We start from the raw sequence: 16,693 nt of genomic DNA, 5'->3' as shown, positions 1-16,693 counted from the left end.
TTTGGATCAATTTGGTTTTAGACCAAATTCATAACTCTTAAAACCGATGTATCGCTGTTTGTTAGTCTGTTTTTCAGCAAAAAAAAGGAAGCGAGCATTCCTGCTCCGCTTTTCACTCGTTTTTGGGTGAACTTGAGGTTTTTTGAAGATGCAGACTCATTTCATCGACATCAGCTAAAAACTCAAAACATCTTATATGTAGCTTTTGTTGGATGTCGCAGCTACTTCAACTACTTTTAAAATATAAACGGGTAGTTTTGTAGACCCACTGCCGTTGTGTGTAATTAAACAAAATCCGTATGAATAGAGCAATTATATACATTTTTCTAATTCTTTCTTTTGGTTGTAAAGCCCAAGAAATGGAAACTGGTTTTGAATGGAATATTGAAAACGAAAAAATCCATAACGAGAACAGAAATGATTCAACAAAATGGAGTTCTAAAAACTGGAAAGCTGACATCGACAACATAAAAGTTAGTGGAAAACCGATGATAAATGGAGTTTTTCCAGTTCCTGATTATGATTTGACTGATAGTACCTTTAATGGGCTTGGATATTCCGGAAGCTGGCAAGGAATTGATTTAAGAGACAAGAAAATAATCTACCATTCTTTGTACGTAAATAAAAATGCAGTTAACCAAAAATTTATAGATGACAAACCAAACGAAGTTTTCTTCACCATTGCGGTTTTGACTGATAGCATCGATTTAAAAAGATATTCACACACAGATGTAAGCATTACATCAAGAAATCATCCCCATTATGTCGGACAAGGGTTTGTCAAGACAAAATCCAATGAAATTGATTTCATTTCCTTTTTGACAGCGGACAGAAATGACTATGCAATCGTCAACATGCGACTGTTCGACTTAAGAATTGGACGAATAATCCTGATCGCACCTCAAAAGGACGGAACGTTGCGTTCATTACAATTAGATGCACCAATTATGTCTTCAGAGGAAATGGACGATCATATTGAAAGTCTTATGACAAATAGCAAAGAGGTAATTAAGTTTTTCACTAAATCGGAAAACATTTAAAATCATTATTGAAAACCAAACTTGAGATAACACAACAATCCTTTCCCTCTAGAAAATATGAACCTATGACCAATATTTTAGTGCTTGGTATTTGCGGTTTTCCAAATTAAAGCCCTTTAGAGTAGTAAGTAAAACTATAGAAAGGTTTAGTAAACATTTTTGTTTACTTTATTTACTATCTTTGCTGAAAGTTTTTGCCATGTTACCTGATCTTGATAAAATAAAGGGCGTACATCCCGGAGCTGTTTTAAAACGTGCTTTAAAAAAACGCGGTATTACCGGAAGTGATTTAGCGCGAACTATTGATGAGCATAAACAAACCATTAGCGCAATTTTAAACCGGCGAAGAGCAGTAAACGCGAAACTATCTATTAAGCTTGGAGAGGTTTTTAGCGTAGAGGCAGATTACTTTATGCTCCTGCAAGCCAGCTATGATGTGCAGCAACAAGTTGCGGCAAACTATAGGAGAATTCCCAATCTCAATCATTTTAGAAAAGCGCTCTTTTGGGATACTCAATTAGAGCAGATAGATTGGGATAAAAACAAGCGTGCTGTAATACAACGCGTTCTTGAGCGCGGAAACCGAAAAGAAATACAAGAGCTTCTTGCATTTTACGGGAGACAGACTGTTAAGAAGATTGTTCAATCGATCCAGAAAAGTTATTTACCCTCTTTTGAAGAAAATCTCAAGAATTATAATCTTATAGAGTAGCAATGGAACTTCAGTTAAATACGGTATCTGAATTGCTGTGGAATGCACTCCAGAAATTGATGGAGATTCAAGAATTACATTCATTTAGATTAGTAGGAGGTACTTCATTAAGTCTTCAACTTGGTCATCGAGAGTCTATTGATATTGATTTGTTCAGTGATGCCCCATATGGTAGCATAGATTTTGAAAAAATTGAATCTATTCTTAGAGTTTCTTTTCCATATTTTAGTAGCTCTTCTGAGCTTGTTGGACTTGGTAAATCTTATTTTATAGGGAATACCGAGGATGACTTGGTAAAATTGGATTTGTTCTATACAGATCCTTTTGTATTTCCATTAATTATGGAACAAAAGGTTCGTTTTGCTAGTGTTCAAGAAATAGCTGCAATGAAATTTGAAGTTGTGGGGCAAGGAGGCCGCAAGAAGGACTTTTGGGATATTCATGAGCTTCTCGAAAGTTATACGCTGCAGGAACTGATTGGCTTTTACTTAAAGAGATATCCTTACAACTTATCAAAAGAGGAACTGATGAATAAGATTGTTGACTTTTCTTTAGCAGAAGATGATTTTACGCCAAATTGTTATAGAGGTAAAATTTGGGAACTCATTAAATTGGACCTTGAAGAACTAGTTGAAATATAATTTTAAATGAGCATTTTTGCTGATAGGCTTGTTGTTTTAGATGAAAATACTACCTTTGAATTGAATGTCAGACAAATAGCATCAAAATGTAAGGTAGCGATCCGACAAGCAAAAAAATTGAAAATCGCCTAGAGACGCTGTTTTCTAGGGTTTTATTAAAAATACTGAATCCCTCCGGGGTCACAAAAGGTCCAAATAAATGGATGCAATAACCACGTATTTTTATTAAATACGTGGTTTTTTTGTGGGTCAATAAAAAAGGTGATTAGCCTAAACTAACCACCTTAAAATTCAACAGCAATATTCTCGCTGAAACAAACACTCTTCAGGGAAGATTATTCAATAAAATCAGTTATGACTTTTTTGATACCTTCCGAAGTAGCATCAGGCTCCAGTGCAAACATCACACTGTAAAGCCGTTGACCATCTACTTTGTCTTTTAGTTTAAGACGGTCATTTGATGCAAAAATAGCATCCCATTCTTTTCTAACTTTTGTCCATAAAGCTTCGTTTTCTTTCCACCAAGCTTGAGCTGCAGCACAGCGCTCATCGGCAACTTGCTCGTAAATATTATAACCTTTCTCTTCGGCTATAATGCGATCGTCAGCATCTTCGGCGTGTAAAACTTTTTTATTATCCTGCTCGTGAAGCCACCCATAATCTGTGATCGCCACTTGATTATTGCGCTCCATAATGTTATAATCTCTTCTTTTAGTGTACTCTCTTCGCGGTAAAGGCGCCGGCGTGGTGTTTTGCCATACTTTTTTTCCATCTACGTGAACCCAAGTAGCAGAACCCGAATACCGCGGACTGTCATCAACTTGATACACTTTTTGTGCCCATTGCCCTTTAACGTCGCTGGCGTCTTTTTTCACGATATCCCAAGTGTTATTAGCGTCGTAGAAGAATAGATCCTGATCTTCAAACGTCCAGTCTTGACGCCAGTGTTTAATAACCATGGTGTCTTGAATAACAAGTAAATGTTGAATAGAAATCTTGTTTTCTGCATCCTCAACAAGTTGTCCCCACTCTAAAGCAGAAGCAGTATAATCGTCGTGCTTCTCATAATTTCCGTCAGGTGAAAAGGTTTCGGCATATTTAAAGGTTACTTCATAACAGCCACACATATCTTTAATGGCTTGACGGTCAAGATCTTTTTTTGATTGCGCTTGGGCCGAAAAGGTGCTTAAAATAAGGCCGGCACTAAAAAGTAAAATAGGCTTCATATAGTTTATCAGTTTTTAAGAAATTCAAAATTAATCATTTTTATTATTTAGATTAAATAAAAATAAAATATATATTTGCTGCGGAAAATAATTAAGAATGATTCTAAACAGCAAATGTATATTATGCTTCATCGTGGGGGTGCTGGGCGTTTATCACGTTCTGGCACAAACTTCGGTACCCGTAGAAAAGCAAACCGATTCGCTGGAAGAAGTCTTAATTACAGCAACCCGAACGCAACGACAATTGAGTTCTCTTCCCTTGCCGGCTCAAATTATTTCTAAAGAAACCATTGCTCAATCGGGATCAGTGCGCTTATCTGATATTCTTGCAGAGCAAACCGGGTTAATTACCGTTCCTGATTATGGAGGCGGCGAGGGCATTCAAATTCAAGGTTTAGATTCTCAATATATTTTGATACTTATTGATGGCGTTCCTTTGGTTGGGCGTTCGGCAGGGACACTTGACCTTAGCCGAATCACCGTAGGAAACATCAAACAGATTGAAGTGGTTAAAGGTGCATCATCAAGCCTTTACGGAAGCGATGCTTTAGGTGGTGTGATCAATATAATTACAGAAAGTCCGCAAAAGCCTTTTCAGTCAGCGATCAACTATCGAGGTGGCAGTCTTAACAGTCACGATCTTAGTTTAAACACGGGTATAAAAGAAGAGCGGTTGGCCCTGAGTTTATTTGCAAATAGATACAGTTCTGATGGTTATGATCTTGATGAATCCACTTCATTACAAACTGTAGAACCGTTTACTAATTATACCGCACAGGTTAAAGGAAAATATGACTTTTCTGAAGCTACTTCGTTGTTGCTCTCTAGCCGATTTTTTACACAAAATCAAGAGTATAGGGCTTCTGAAATTCTTTCGGGTGAAAGTGATATCACAGAGTGGAATGGTCAAGTGTTATTTTCTCAGCAGTTTACAGATAAGATCACCTCGACTTTAGAGTTGTATGGAACCAACTACCATACAGAATCTTATTTGCAAGATGAAGAAGGTGTAGAAAACTCCCGAAGCTTTTATGATCAAACTTTATTGCGTCCAGAATTACGCACGGTTTACGCACTTAATGATAAACATAATTTTATAGGCGGAATAGGATATACGTATGAGTCATTAGAGCGTACGGACTTCAGTCAAGATCCGGTATTTAAAGCGCTTTACGTGTACGTGCAATACGATACCCATCTGCTGAATAATCTAAATATAATTGCCGGTGCCAGATATGATATGCACAATGTGTATAGGTCCCAACTGAGTCCTAAGCTGGCTGCTCGATATAAAGTGGATAACAGCTTGGCATTTAAAGCTTCGGTGGGTAGCGGTTTTAAAGCTCCCGCATTCAGACAACTTTATTTTGACTTTACAAATGCTACGGTAGGATATACGGTTCTGGGTTATGAAGCAGTACCTACCGCAATTGCCGAAATGCAAGCCAGAGGAGAACTAGCAAATATAATTGTGCCGGTATCTGAATTTGATGATAGCCTAAAACCCGAAACTTCAGTAAATATAAATCTGGGTGTTGATTATAAATTTTCTAAACTACTCACTACTAGCCTAAACTTGTTTAGAAATAACTTGAACAACCTTATCGACACCCGGATTATTGCTACAAAAACCAATGGTCAAAGCGTTTTTAGCTACGTGAATGTCAACGAGTCTTTTACGCAAGGCTTAGAATTTAGTTATACCTATAATCCGTTTAAAAACATCAGGTTTTCCGGTGGCTATCAATTGTTATTTGCAAAAGATAAAGAGGCTGTCGAAGCTTTTGAAGCCGGTACGGTTTACGGAAGAACTTCGGCGAATGCTTCGGCTTTTGTGCTAAATAAAAAGGATTATTTCGGTTTATATAATCGCTCTAGACATACTGCAAATTTTAAAGTGTTTTACAAACTTCCGCAGTATAAAGCAGATGTAAATATGCGTGCGACCTACCGCAGTAAATACGGTTTGAGTGATACCAACGGTAATGGCTATCTCGACAACTATGACACTTTTGTTGACGGCTATGCGATCGTAGATTTTGCAGTAAACAAAGCGCTTTACAAAAATATTACGCTGGGAGCAGGCATTGACAACCTTTTAAATTTTACCGATACGCAGAATGTTACCAACATTCCCGGTCGGCTTTATTTCGCAAAATTAAACTTAACACTGTAATACAAAATGATGAACACGTTTAAAACCTTAGCAGCAATTGCTTTAATCCTTGGCTTTGTAAGCTGTAGTAATGATGATGATGCAACACCTCTACTTGAAGTAGAGACTGAAACGGTAGCCAATTTACATGCACCACAATCTGGTGGTCAGGGCCAACCGGTTTCTGGAGCTTTTACCAAATTTGATTTTGAAACGGGAGCAGAAACGACTAGTGAGACTGATTGGGACGTTGCCTTTAGAGGAACAACGATCATTGTTAACGGCGGGGAGTCGCAAGGGACTACTGATGAACCTGAACGTACTGGTGACGCAGCAGTTTATATTGCAGACGGAACAATGAGTACGGTAACTGATGTCGATGCTAGCTTATTCACTCAAGATAGTGCTTCGGGCTTTGCGATCGCAACAGGCAGCGGTAACGGATGGTATAATTACACCGGAGCTCCTTCACACTTGATCAATCCGATTCCGGGGAAAATCTTAGTTTTTAGAACCACAGCCGGACTCTACGCAAAAGTTGAGATTATCAGTTATTACGAGAATGCGCCGGCAGAGCCGGACGCGTTTTCAGATGCAACGCCTTACTACACGTTTAACTATGTGTATCAACCCAATGCAGGTGTTACGACCTTCTAATTTGATTTAGTAAACAGTAAATTAATTGTTATCGGGGAAAAGCCTGCCTAGTGCAGGCTTTTTTAATGCTGTAAATCTCCAATGAACATAATACGCTTTCAAGGCGCAATAGATTTTAGTTTTGGCTATGCATTTTGCTGTACGAGTACCTGCTTGGGCGTTTGACCGTAATATTTTTTAAAGGTGGCTATAAAATGAGGTACGCTCTTATATCCGGTAGATTCGGCGATCTCATTGACTGATTTTGATTTCAGTAACGAATAAGCTTTTTGCATGCGTAAGTCTATCACAAACTTTTTTATCGTGGTGCCGTAAAGCTTTTTAAATCCGCTTTTAAGGTGTACTTCATTGATCAATACAATTCGGGAAAGCTTCTTTATAGTAGGCGGATTTTTATAGTTGACCGTGAGATAGGCTTTTGCTTTTTCGATCTTTTCTTTACTGTTTTCACTTAGATTTGCTTCCTCTTTAGAAGGGTTTTCTACACTGATATTAAACACGTGTAGCAGCAATTCTTTTATTTTAAGCTGAATGAATTCAAGCTGAATAGGATGTTCCCATTTGCATTCCAATATTTCGCTAATAATCTGATTCATCTGAAATCCTAACGGAAAACTATAAGTGCCTAAGGGAATGCGTTTGCTGGTTTTGATCGCAGTGTAAAAGGGATCTCGTGCCACCCAGGATTCATTTTTAAGTAGGTCAAGATACTTTGTACGTGAAATAAGAAGGCAGATGTATCGCGTTTTTGATTGTGGCATCCGTACGCGTTCATTGATCTTTTTACTGTACGAAAAATGCACTTGTCCCAACTCTAGATTTCGATCCTTTTCGAGATTTTGGCGCACAGATTCCCCACGTACCACACAGCTGATCATTATAAAATCTCCTGATATACTAAACTTGTCAACCGTAGGTTTTTTAAAATCAAAGCGGGTATCTATGATACAAAAATCGCGTGAAAGTTTTAACGATGCTTTGGCGCTTGCGGTATGCTTCGGTTGCGTTTCAATAGACTTTTCTAGCAACTCTCCTTCAGACAGCTTTGATAAGTTTTCTTCATACAGAAGGTCATCTTCGTTAAGTATAGACTGAATTTTCATATACGTTTACCGCTACTTTTATTTCCAAAACCGTATAAAGCCCCTTGAAGTCAGACGTTAGCTTTGCAATTGTTATTTGGACTTAGTTTAAATAATGGTAATAACGAAGATACATTATAACTAAAGGTGAAGCAATTTTATTTTTTTAGCATCCTCCTGCTTTCAAGTATTTGGGCATTTGGGCAAAGCACAAAAGCAACGTTAAAGGGCCACGTGTCCAATACTACTGGAGAGAAGCTACCGGAAACTTACATTTATATAAAAGGGACAACCACCTACACGATGGCCGACGCCAACGGAGATTACCGTTTGCGTATCGCGCCGGGAACCTATGAGCTTACAGTGAGTTTGATGGGGTATTTAGACCAGACGCAAAGCATTACGCTAAACGCTGCGGAAACCAAAACCTTAAACATTCAGCTTGAAGAAGATCCTGAGATGACTTTAGATGATGTTTTGGTTAAAGGAAGGTCTGCAATTCGTGACGTTCAGGAGTCTTCTTATAATGTGGTGGCTTTAGACGCAGAACCTTTACACAATACCACGCTTGATGTTTCTCAAGCACTTGAGCGCGTGTCTGGAGTGCGCGTGCGTAGAACCGGTGGTGTGGGATCTGACTATAATGTGATGTTGAATGGTTTCACAGGAAGGCACGTAAAATTCTTTATTGACGGAATCCCGATGGAAGGCTTTAGTTCAGCATTTCAACTGAATAATATTCCTATAAATCTTGCCAAGCGTATAGAAGTGTATAAGGGGGTTGTGCCCATCACTTTTGGGTCTGATGCTTTAGGCGGTGCGATCAATATTGTTACTGAAAATGGGAAACAAAACTTTGTTGACGCTTCGTATTCCTTCGGAAGCTTTAATACTCATAAGTCGTTTGTAAACGCGGCCTATACCGCAGACTCCGGATTTACCGCGCGTTTGACTGCTTTTCAAAATTATTCAGATAACGATTATAAGGTGACCACAGAGATTGTTGACCTTGAAACTTCGCAGTTTACGGGAGATGTTCGCGAGGTACGCCGTTTTCACGATATGTATCGTAATTACACGATAATGGCTAAAGTTGGGGTGGTTAATACGTCGTATGCAGACGAATTATTACTGGGCTTTACCTACGGGGACGAGTACGATGAGCAACAGCATCCGGCTTATATGAAAATAGCCTTTGGTCAGCGCTACGGAACTTCAGAGACCTTGATGCCTACCTTATCGTATAGAAAACGCAATTTGTTTACTGAGAATTTAAACGTTTCGCTGACGGCTAATTATAATTTTGGGGAGAGTTCAAATATTGATGATTCTTATCGTAGATATAATTGGTTGGGCGAGTTTATTGAGACCGATGCTCCGGGAGAATTCAATTATGCTAAAACCTATTTCAGAAACCGAAATGGTTCAGCAAATGCCAATGTTACTTATACATTGGCCGAAAAACACGCGTTTACCGTAAATAATGTACTCAATCTTTTTTCAAGAAAAAGCAGAAACGAAGTAGAGCCTAGTGCTGCCGATGCTTATCCTAGCGAGACTATCAAGAATATTCTAGGAGTGGGATATAAATACCAGCCTACAGATGATTTGAGTATTTCGTCTTTTTATAAATACTATTACAACAAGGTAAATCATTATGCAGACCCTGCGGGTTCTGGGGAGTTTGAAAACCTAGGTGCTTCAACAGAAGATCACGGGTACGGCCTTGCCGCTTCGTATTTTTTATTAGAAAACCTTCAGCTTAAATCCTCTTACGAAAAAGCGTATCGCTTGCCAACGGGACGCGAACTCTTTGGTGCCGGTAATGATTTTGAATTGGGAAATCCTGACTTGAAACCTGAGAGCAGTGACAATTTTAATTTTGGAGTAAACTACAACTGGCTGATCGCAAAAAATCATCAGTTTAATATTGATGCTAGTTTTATCTACCGTGATATTAAAGACTTTATTCGTCAAGTACCTAACCCAACAAACGGGGTAATGCAGCCCGGCAATGAGGCTTCGGTAAAAAATAGAGGTGTAGATTTAGAAATGCGCTACAACTACGCTAGTTTATTTTCTTTAGGCGGAAGTTTTACCTATCAAAACCTTCGGAACAAATTAAAATATCGCGCCGGGAGAGATGTGGTGAGTACGATTTATAACGACCGTATCCCCAATATGCCTTACCTGTACGGAAACGCAGATCTTACCTTTTACTTTAGCAAGCTATGGCAAGAGCAAGACCGCATGAATTTGAGTTATAACCTGCTTTACATTCACGAGTTTGACTACAGTTATGAAAGTTACGGCGGAATTAAAGTGCCAACACAAATCGCACACGATCTGGCGATAAACTACAGCCTTAAAAATGGTAAATACAACATCTCTTTAGAATGCCGAAATATTCTAAACGAAGACTTATACGACAATTTTAGCCTGCAAAAACCCGGAAGGAGCTTTGCGGTTAAGCTGAGATACTTTTTAGATAAATTCAATTAAAACCAAATTTCTATGAAATTCAACTTTAAACAAACCAATAGATTTTCTTTAGCCGTACTCGCGCTAATGAGCCTTGCTGCATGTAGTGATGATGACACCGTGGTAGATGATGGGGGAGAAACACCTGTAGAGACCGGAGCACAATACCTGATCGCATCAACAGATAGTGAGAACTCTTATTTGAATACCACGAGCGATATTTCGCAAGGATCAGTATCTCCTTTAGGCGGTACAGCAACTCAGGTGATTGGTACGCCTTCTTGGTATTTTTATAATGATATTGCTGCGTATAGCTTTGTGTATAACCAAGGTGATCCCGGTACTACACAGTCTTTTGCGCTTAACAGTGCAGGAGAGGTAGAGGCACGAAATGAGATCAATCTTAATGTTTCTATACAGAGTAGGGGTATTGTAGATAACCTGATGTACGTGCAGTATTCTTCTCGTAATTATGAAGAGCCGGTATCTACTTTTTACACCATCAACGGCGATACTCAGGTTGTAAGCGGTCCTTATACCATTGATACCGAAGCCTTAGCCGGAAATGGTGAGTATGCTTACGTTACAGATGTTGCACAATGGGGAGATTATGTTTTATTAGGTTTTAGACCTATCAAAGCAGGATCTGATAATGGCGACAGTGCATTTAATAGTGATTTTAATGATCATACCTATGTGGGGGTTTTCAATAAAGCTTTAGAACTTCAAACAGTGATCGAAGATGAAGGAAGAACCGGCGCCGTTGCTGGTCAGTCAAGATCGCAAGGAGAAACAGGAGTAGAGCCTGTTGAAAATGGAGATGTGTATGTGTTCTCTTCGGCTATTGATGCTGAAGGTGAAGTGCCTTCAGGAGTTTTAAAAATTAACAACGGAACCTTAGCCTTTGATCAGGATTATTTCTTTGATATCACCGCAGCTTCGGGAGGTTATGCTGTATACCGCAGTTTTTATGTAGGCGAAAATACTTTTGTGCTACAAATGTTCACAGAGCCAGGTTCAGGTACTGCAAGCTCAAGCGCTACACGTAATAAGTTTGCCGTGGTGAATGTTGTAGATCAAACTTTTGAATGGGTGACCGGTATTCCTGAAGGAATCACTTCAATAGGTGCGCCTTACATCGACGAAGATAATAACGAAGTAGCTTTTCCTATCGAAACAAACCTGTATCCAACAATCTTTATTGTCAATGCAGATACTGCAACAATGAGTGAAGGTATTGAAGTAGTTGCCGAAGGAATCAGCGCTATTGGTAAACTAACGCCACAAGAATAATACGTTAGTCGATTTTTAGTTTCATTCAGGGTCTCACATTTTATTTTAATTGTGAGACCTTTTTTTAATACGAAAGTGATGTTCAAACCAAAAAAGGTCCTGTTTCTACTTGGGTTTTTTGCGTATGCTTTAGGTTACAGTCAGCATCACGCTGAAACCAACAAACAGCATATTTTTAGTACTTCTTTGAATCAAGAACGGGAATTGTGGGTCAAGCTTCCTTTTAATTATGATCCGGCGGAAGCTTATGACGTAATGATAGTGTTAGATGCTGAAAAGTATTTTGAGTTAACAAATATGCTCGTAGACAACAGAACGCGCTACGGCAAATTAAACCCCGCAATCCTAGTCGGAATTCCGAATCCAAATATGGAGGAGCGCTCCCGCAATCTAACCTTCAGTAGGTCTTCAGTAGATCAAAAGGGAAAAGCAACAACACGCTATACAAACGAGAATTCAGGAAAAGCCGAAGCGTTTGCTGCATTTTTAAATCAGGAAGTATTAAGCTTTTTATCGCAAGAGTTTCGGGTGAAGCAGTTCGGGATCATTGGGCACTCATTTGGAGGTTACTTTGCATTGTATAACAGTACGCTTGAAGATAAAATTTCAGAATATATTTTGATCGACCCTAGTTTGTGGTACAATAATGGCGAAGCACTTCAACAAATAGAGACCCATATAGAGCGATTAAAAGAAAGAAACGAAATACATTTTTATCTCGCTCACGAAGATGGGATCAAAAACAACAGTACAAAAATGGCGAGTCTGGTGCGTATTTTTGACAAGCATGAAATCGCCTATACCAACTTTCTGTATCAAAATGAAAATCACGGTTCGGTAATTTTACCGGCATTGGTTGATATTCTTAGAGATAAAGGCAAAAATATTCAGCGTACCCCTAGACATAAAATCAAAAAATAATTAAATTTACCAACTATTTATAATTAATCTAAAAAAGAATAGATAATGAAATCAGCACAACATATTTTTGGTGCTCTTATGCTTTTTGTCGGTTTAACCCTTAGTGCACAAGAGTCTAACCAATTACTTTCTCGAGATTTCTGGAGCAATAACCCGTCATTAGCAGATGTTAAGGCTTCTGTTGCTGCGGGCAATGATCCTTCAGAGCCTAACGGTAGTAACTTTGATCCGGTGGTTCTTGCTATCACTAACGATGCTCCTGTTGAGATTGTAGATTATCTTTTTGAACAAGAAGGTAATTCTGTAAATAAACTTACTCACGACGGAAGAACCTATATTTTCTGGGCAGCCTACCGCGGAAACTATCCCTTAGTAAAAAAGTTTGCTGATGCAGGCGCACAAATGGATTTGGTAGACGATCACGGTTACTCTGTATTGAACTTTGCAGCAAATGCCGGTGTGACTGATACACAAATTTTTGATTATTTGATCGCTAAAGGTTCTGATCCTAAAACGGAAAAAAACCACAACGGCGCTAACGCACTTCTGTTAAACCTTCCAGGTCAGAAGGACTTTAAAATGGTCGAATATTTTGAATCTAAAGGATTATCGCTTCAAGATACTGATGATGAGGGGAACAATGCTTTTGTTTACGCGGCACGAGCAGGAAATGTGGAGATGATGAACAAGCTTGTTGAAAAAGGAATTGATCCTAAAGTGATCAATAAAGAAGGTGGTAATGCAATTTTAGCAGCGGCACAAGGTACGCGCAGAGGTTCTAGCCCACTTTCTGTTTTTAAATATCTAGAAGGTTTAGGTATTGATCCTAATGTTACCACGACTTCAGGAACTAACCCACTTCACATACTTGCCGGAAGAAATAAAGATATGGACATCTTCTCTTATTTCTTAGCGCAAGGTGTTGACCCTACTGCGGTTGATGGAGAAGGCAATACCCCGCTGATGTATGCGTCTATGCGTAATGACTTAGCAGTGGTGAAATTATTTGAAGCAAAAACTGAGGATATCAATCACACAAATAAGGAAGGTGCTTCAGCTTTGAGTATGGCCGTTGCAGGAAATTCTCCTGAAGTGATTAGTTATTTGTTAGCCGAAGGTGCAGATGCAAGTATTGTTGATGAAAAAGGAAATACGTTAATGACATATTTGGTAGACGCTTACAACCCACGTAGCGCTACAGATTTTGATGCAAAAATGGCGTTGCTCCAAAAAGAAGGTGTTGACTTTTCGGCAACTCAAAAGAATCAAGAGAATATGCTTTTGCTAGCGGTTAAGAAAAACAGTTTGCCATTAACTAAAAAAGCTTTGTCTTTAGATATTGATGTGAATCAAGCTGATGCAGACGGAAGCACGCCACTTCAAATTGCAGCCTTACGCGCAGATGACACGGCGATTTTAGAATTGCTTGTGGCTAATGGTGCAGATACTACGGTGACTACTGATTTTGGCGAAAGCGTACTAGATTTAGCCAATGAAAACGAAATTTTAACCAGCAGCAAGGCGCGTTTAGATTTTCTGAAATAAGCCTGCATTTCAATTAAAATTATGAGAATTAAAACTTTAATATTAGGACTGTTCTGTTTTACACTTTTTTCTTTTGTGAAAAATGATTCGGCAGAAACTACATTCAAGTGTCTGATTCAGATCACTAATTACAGTGGTGAAGGTGCTTATGTTGTGGTGTCGCTCATCAATCCGCAGGGAGAATATGAGAAAACGCTTTTGGTGCAAGGAGATGACGAGGAATGGTATCCTGACCTTACCGGATGGTGGGAGCAACAAAAGGTAAAAAATGAGAATATAGACGGAATCGCCGGTGCTACTGTAGGTGCCGGAGGCCGTGGCATTGGTTCCTTTAAAATTGCTCAGGATAAACTAGATAGTGGTTACAAACTGAGATTTGAGACCGCTGTTGAAGATCAAAAGTATTATCAGGATGATCTTATGATTCCGCTTGATCAGGCAAGCCTTAACGGGAAATTTGCAGGTAAAGGATACATAAGATATGTACGATTGATGGCAAGTAATTAATTTATGATATTATCCATCTGGAGATACAGTCATTTAGTTTTGGCTGTATCTTCTTTTTTATTCATACTTCTCGCTGCGCTTACAGGTATTGTTTTAGCGTTTGAGCCTATTGATCATGCTGCTCTAAATTACAGTGAAGGTCAGGAGGATCTGCCGGTAACCCAATTGATAGATACGCTTAAGTCAACTTATGATGAGGTGCTGAGCGTAGAGATTGATGAAGCAGGTTTTGTAAAGGCTTCTGTGCTAAGTATGGATGGCGATAGCGGTGATTTTTATATCAATCCGCTAAGCGGAAAAAAAGTACGCGAAATTGAAAAGCAAGCTGAAGTTTTTCAATTTGCCACCAGTTTGCACCGAAGCTTATTTCTTAAAAGCACCGGGCGTTTTTTTGTAGGACTGGCATCTTTCTTACTTTTTCTTATCAGCATTACCGGGTTGATTCTGATTATCAAACGTCAGCAAGGTATCAAGGCCTTCTTCAACCGAATAATCAAGGATAATTTTTACTCTTATTATCATATTTATCTTGGCAGGTTACTGCTTCTGCCAATCATTATCATTACACTAACCGGAGTTTATCTCTCCCTGCAACGTTTTGAAATCTTACCCAACATCGTACTCAGTCACGACGTAGATTATGCTGCGATTACTGCTGATCCGCAGCGTCCTCTGGCAGAGTTTCCGGCATTACAAAATATTACACTCCGCGATGTGCGATACATCGAGTTTCCTTTTAGTCCTGACGTAGAAGACCCGTATAAATTAAGTCTTACTGACAAAGAAATTTTAGTTAACCAAGTCACGGGTGAGATCATTAGTGAGGTGCCATATCCTTTTGTGAATATGATGTCGCATTATAGCACGGTCTTACACACCGGTAGAGGAAGCGTCCTGTGGTCAGTAGTGCTTGCGGCGGCTTGTATAAGTATTTTGTTTTTTATCTATTCTGGATTCAAAATGACCTTTATGCGACGTAAAGGCCGTATAAAGAATAAATTCAAAGCAGCTCAATGTGAAATCGTGATTTTGGTAGGCTCAGAGACCGGAAGTACGATGTCTTTTGCTGGATTGTTTTATAACGAATTGCTTAATAAAGGAAAAAAGGTTTTCCTGACCCAAATGGATAAGTACCAGAAGTTTCCTAAAATGGAGCATTTGGTAATTTTTACTTCGACTTATGGGGATGGCGAACCGCCGGCGAATGCTACTAAATTTATGAGCCAGCTTCAGAAAAATAACCAAAATCAAGACTTTAATTACAGCGTGGTAGGTTTTGGATCTTTAGCGTATCCCAGCTACTGTAAGTTTGCCTTTGATGTTGATGATGCTTTAAAAGCTTCGCTTGATGCTCAAGAATTGCTTGGAATGTATACTATAAATAATAAATCTTGGGAGGCTTTTGATCAATGGGTAGATCAATGGGGAGAACGCTTGGGCCTTGCTCTTGACGTGCCACGGGATAACGCAGTTACCAAACCACGAAAGAAGCCTAAAAAGTTTAAAGTTATTGCTAAGACCCAAGCGCAAGACAGTGCGGATGACACGTTTTTAGTAACGCTTCAGTCTGAAAAATCGTTGAAATTTAAATCAGGAGACTTATTAGCGATTTATCCCGAAAAAGATGCGCACGAGCGCTTATATTCTATAGGAAAGAATTTAAAAGGCGAATTGCTTTTGAGTGTCAAGAGGCACGAATTTGGACTTTGTTCTAATTTCCTTAATGATCTTTCGGTGGGTTCTACCCTGAATGCTGTACGCGTTAAGAATCCGGAGTTTCACCTCAAGTCCTCTCAAAAGGCAATAATGATCGCCACGGGTACCGGAATCGCACCGTTTTTAGGCATGTTTGCCGATAATCACAAAAAGAAAGAACGCATACTCTATTGGGGAGCCCGAAACGAAGCAAGTTTTGAACTCTATAAAGCGCAAATTGATACAGCAGTTGATCAAGGGCAACTTTCTAAATTCATTCCCGCATATTCCCGTGTTGGTAATGATAAAATCTACGTGCAGCACCTAATAGCAAGCGATCATCTTAGGTTTGCAAACGCGTTAAAAGATGGTGTCGTGTTGATGATCTGCGGTTCGATAAGTATGCAAAAGGAAGTGATCGCCGCACTTCAGGAAATTTGCCAAACCTATGAGTTGAAGCCGTTGAGCTACTACCAAAACCGCGATCAAGTAAAAATGGATTGTTACTAAGTTACTGATTTAGATTCCACAGCTGTACTTAGCGCTAATTAAGAGTCGATAGTGGGAGACTAGTTTCAATATAATCATAATTTTAAAGTAGTTTTAGTGACTGTCTCAGTTTCGATTAATGAATAAAGTCATTGCGGACTTACGATATTTTTCTCTAAAGTGTTAATTTTTAGATATTAATGCTATTTTTATTGCATTAAATTTAAAATATGCCCAATTGAGGCCTTC

Annotated in this window: 13 protein-coding genes; 11 read left to right on the top strand and 2 right to left on the bottom strand. The window is 39.0% G+C overall.

Translation table 11 applies throughout. The annotated features are described in order from the left end of the window. Window positions 1-299: 299 nt before the first annotated feature. From LDL79_RS04505 to LDL79_RS04495, 3 genes are all read left to right on the top strand, one after another. The gene (locus tag LDL79_RS04505; protein ID WP_225599329.1) at window positions 300-1,040 is read left to right on the top strand and encodes a hypothetical protein; all 741 of its coding nucleotides are present in this window, start codon (window positions 300-302) and stop codon (window positions 1,038-1,040) included. 181 nt (window positions 1,041-1,221) lie between these two features. Further along, a complete protein-coding gene (locus tag LDL79_RS04500) occupies window positions 1,222-1,752 on the top strand; it encodes a HigA family addiction module antitoxin (RefSeq protein ID WP_225599328.1) in 531 nt (176 codons plus the stop codon). A 2-nt stretch (window positions 1,753-1,754) separates the two neighbouring features. Beyond that, window positions 1,755-2,393, top strand: coding sequence for a nucleotidyl transferase AbiEii/AbiGii toxin family protein (locus tag LDL79_RS04495; protein WP_225599327.1), 639 nt, complete (start codon window positions 1,755-1,757; stop codon window positions 2,391-2,393). A 335-nt stretch (window positions 2,394-2,728) separates the two neighbouring features. Here LDL79_RS04495 and LDL79_RS04490 read toward each other — a convergent pair whose 3' ends face one another. Beyond that, window positions 2,729-3,619: a DUF6607 family protein gene (locus LDL79_RS04490; protein ID WP_225599326.1), complete on the bottom strand. Its 891-nt coding sequence runs from the start codon at window positions 3,617-3,619 to the stop codon at window positions 2,729-2,731. Between the two features lie 97 nt (window positions 3,620-3,716). Here LDL79_RS04490 and LDL79_RS04485 point away from each other — a divergent pair, with 97 nt between their 5' ends. Continuing rightward, the gene (locus LDL79_RS04485; protein WP_225599325.1) at window positions 3,717-5,795 is read left to right on the top strand and encodes a TonB-dependent receptor plug domain-containing protein; all 2,079 of its coding nucleotides are present in this window, start codon (window positions 3,717-3,719) and stop codon (window positions 5,793-5,795) included. Window positions 5,796-5,801: 6 nt separating this feature from the next. Beyond that, window positions 5,802-6,431: an HmuY family protein gene (locus tag LDL79_RS04480; protein WP_072983375.1), complete on the top strand. Its 630-nt coding sequence runs from the start codon at window positions 5,802-5,804 to the stop codon at window positions 6,429-6,431. A 125-nt stretch (window positions 6,432-6,556) separates the two neighbouring features. Here the strand turns inward: LDL79_RS04480 and LDL79_RS04475 are convergent, their stop codons facing one another. Beyond that, window positions 6,557-7,534 carry an AraC family transcriptional regulator gene (locus LDL79_RS04475; RefSeq protein ID WP_225599324.1) on the bottom strand — a complete coding sequence of 326 codons (978 nt, stop codon included), beginning with the start codon at window positions 7,532-7,534 and terminating at the stop codon, window positions 6,557-6,559. Window positions 7,535-7,660: 126 nt separating this feature from the next. Between LDL79_RS04475 and LDL79_RS04470 the strand changes: the two genes are divergently transcribed. The 6 genes from LDL79_RS04470 to LDL79_RS04445 all read left to right on the top strand — a co-directional run bounded on the left by LDL79_RS04470 (window position 7,661) and on the right by LDL79_RS04445 (window position 16,465). After that, on the top strand, window positions 7,661-10,015 hold the full coding sequence (locus tag LDL79_RS04470; protein ID WP_225599323.1) for a TonB-dependent receptor: 2,355 nt from the start codon (window positions 7,661-7,663) through the stop codon (window positions 10,013-10,015). 12 nt (window positions 10,016-10,027) lie between these two features. Next, window positions 10,028-11,287: a DUF4374 domain-containing protein gene (locus tag LDL79_RS04465; RefSeq protein WP_072983381.1), complete on the top strand. Its 1,260-nt coding sequence runs from the start codon at window positions 10,028-10,030 to the stop codon at window positions 11,285-11,287. Window positions 11,288-11,365: 78 nt separating this feature from the next. Further along, a complete protein-coding gene (locus LDL79_RS04460) occupies window positions 11,366-12,208 on the top strand; it encodes an alpha/beta hydrolase (protein ID WP_225599322.1) in 843 nt (280 codons plus the stop codon). A gap of 45 nt (window positions 12,209-12,253) precedes the next feature. Then, on the top strand, window positions 12,254-13,753 hold the full coding sequence (locus LDL79_RS04455) for an ankyrin repeat domain-containing protein (protein WP_225599321.1): 1,500 nt from the start codon (window positions 12,254-12,256) through the stop codon (window positions 13,751-13,753). 21 nt (window positions 13,754-13,774) lie between these two features. Next, complete coding sequence (locus LDL79_RS04450) at window positions 13,775-14,260, top strand: DUF2271 domain-containing protein (RefSeq protein ID WP_167598020.1); 486 nt, start codon at window positions 13,775-13,777, stop codon at window positions 14,258-14,260. A 3-nt stretch (window positions 14,261-14,263) separates the two neighbouring features. Next, window positions 14,264-16,465, top strand: a complete 2,202-nt coding sequence (locus LDL79_RS04445; protein ID WP_225599320.1) for a PepSY domain-containing protein — start codon at window positions 14,264-14,266, stop codon at window positions 16,463-16,465. The last annotated feature ends 228 nt before the right edge of the window (window positions 16,466-16,693 follow it).

This window comes from Leeuwenhoekiella palythoae, assembly GCF_020310025.1.
GTDB lineage: Bacteria > Bacteroidota > Bacteroidia > Flavobacteriales > Flavobacteriaceae > Leeuwenhoekiella > Leeuwenhoekiella palythoae.
The sequence above is the reverse complement of the archived record's forward strand: the minus strand, read 5'-3'. Positions and strand labels throughout refer to the sequence as shown.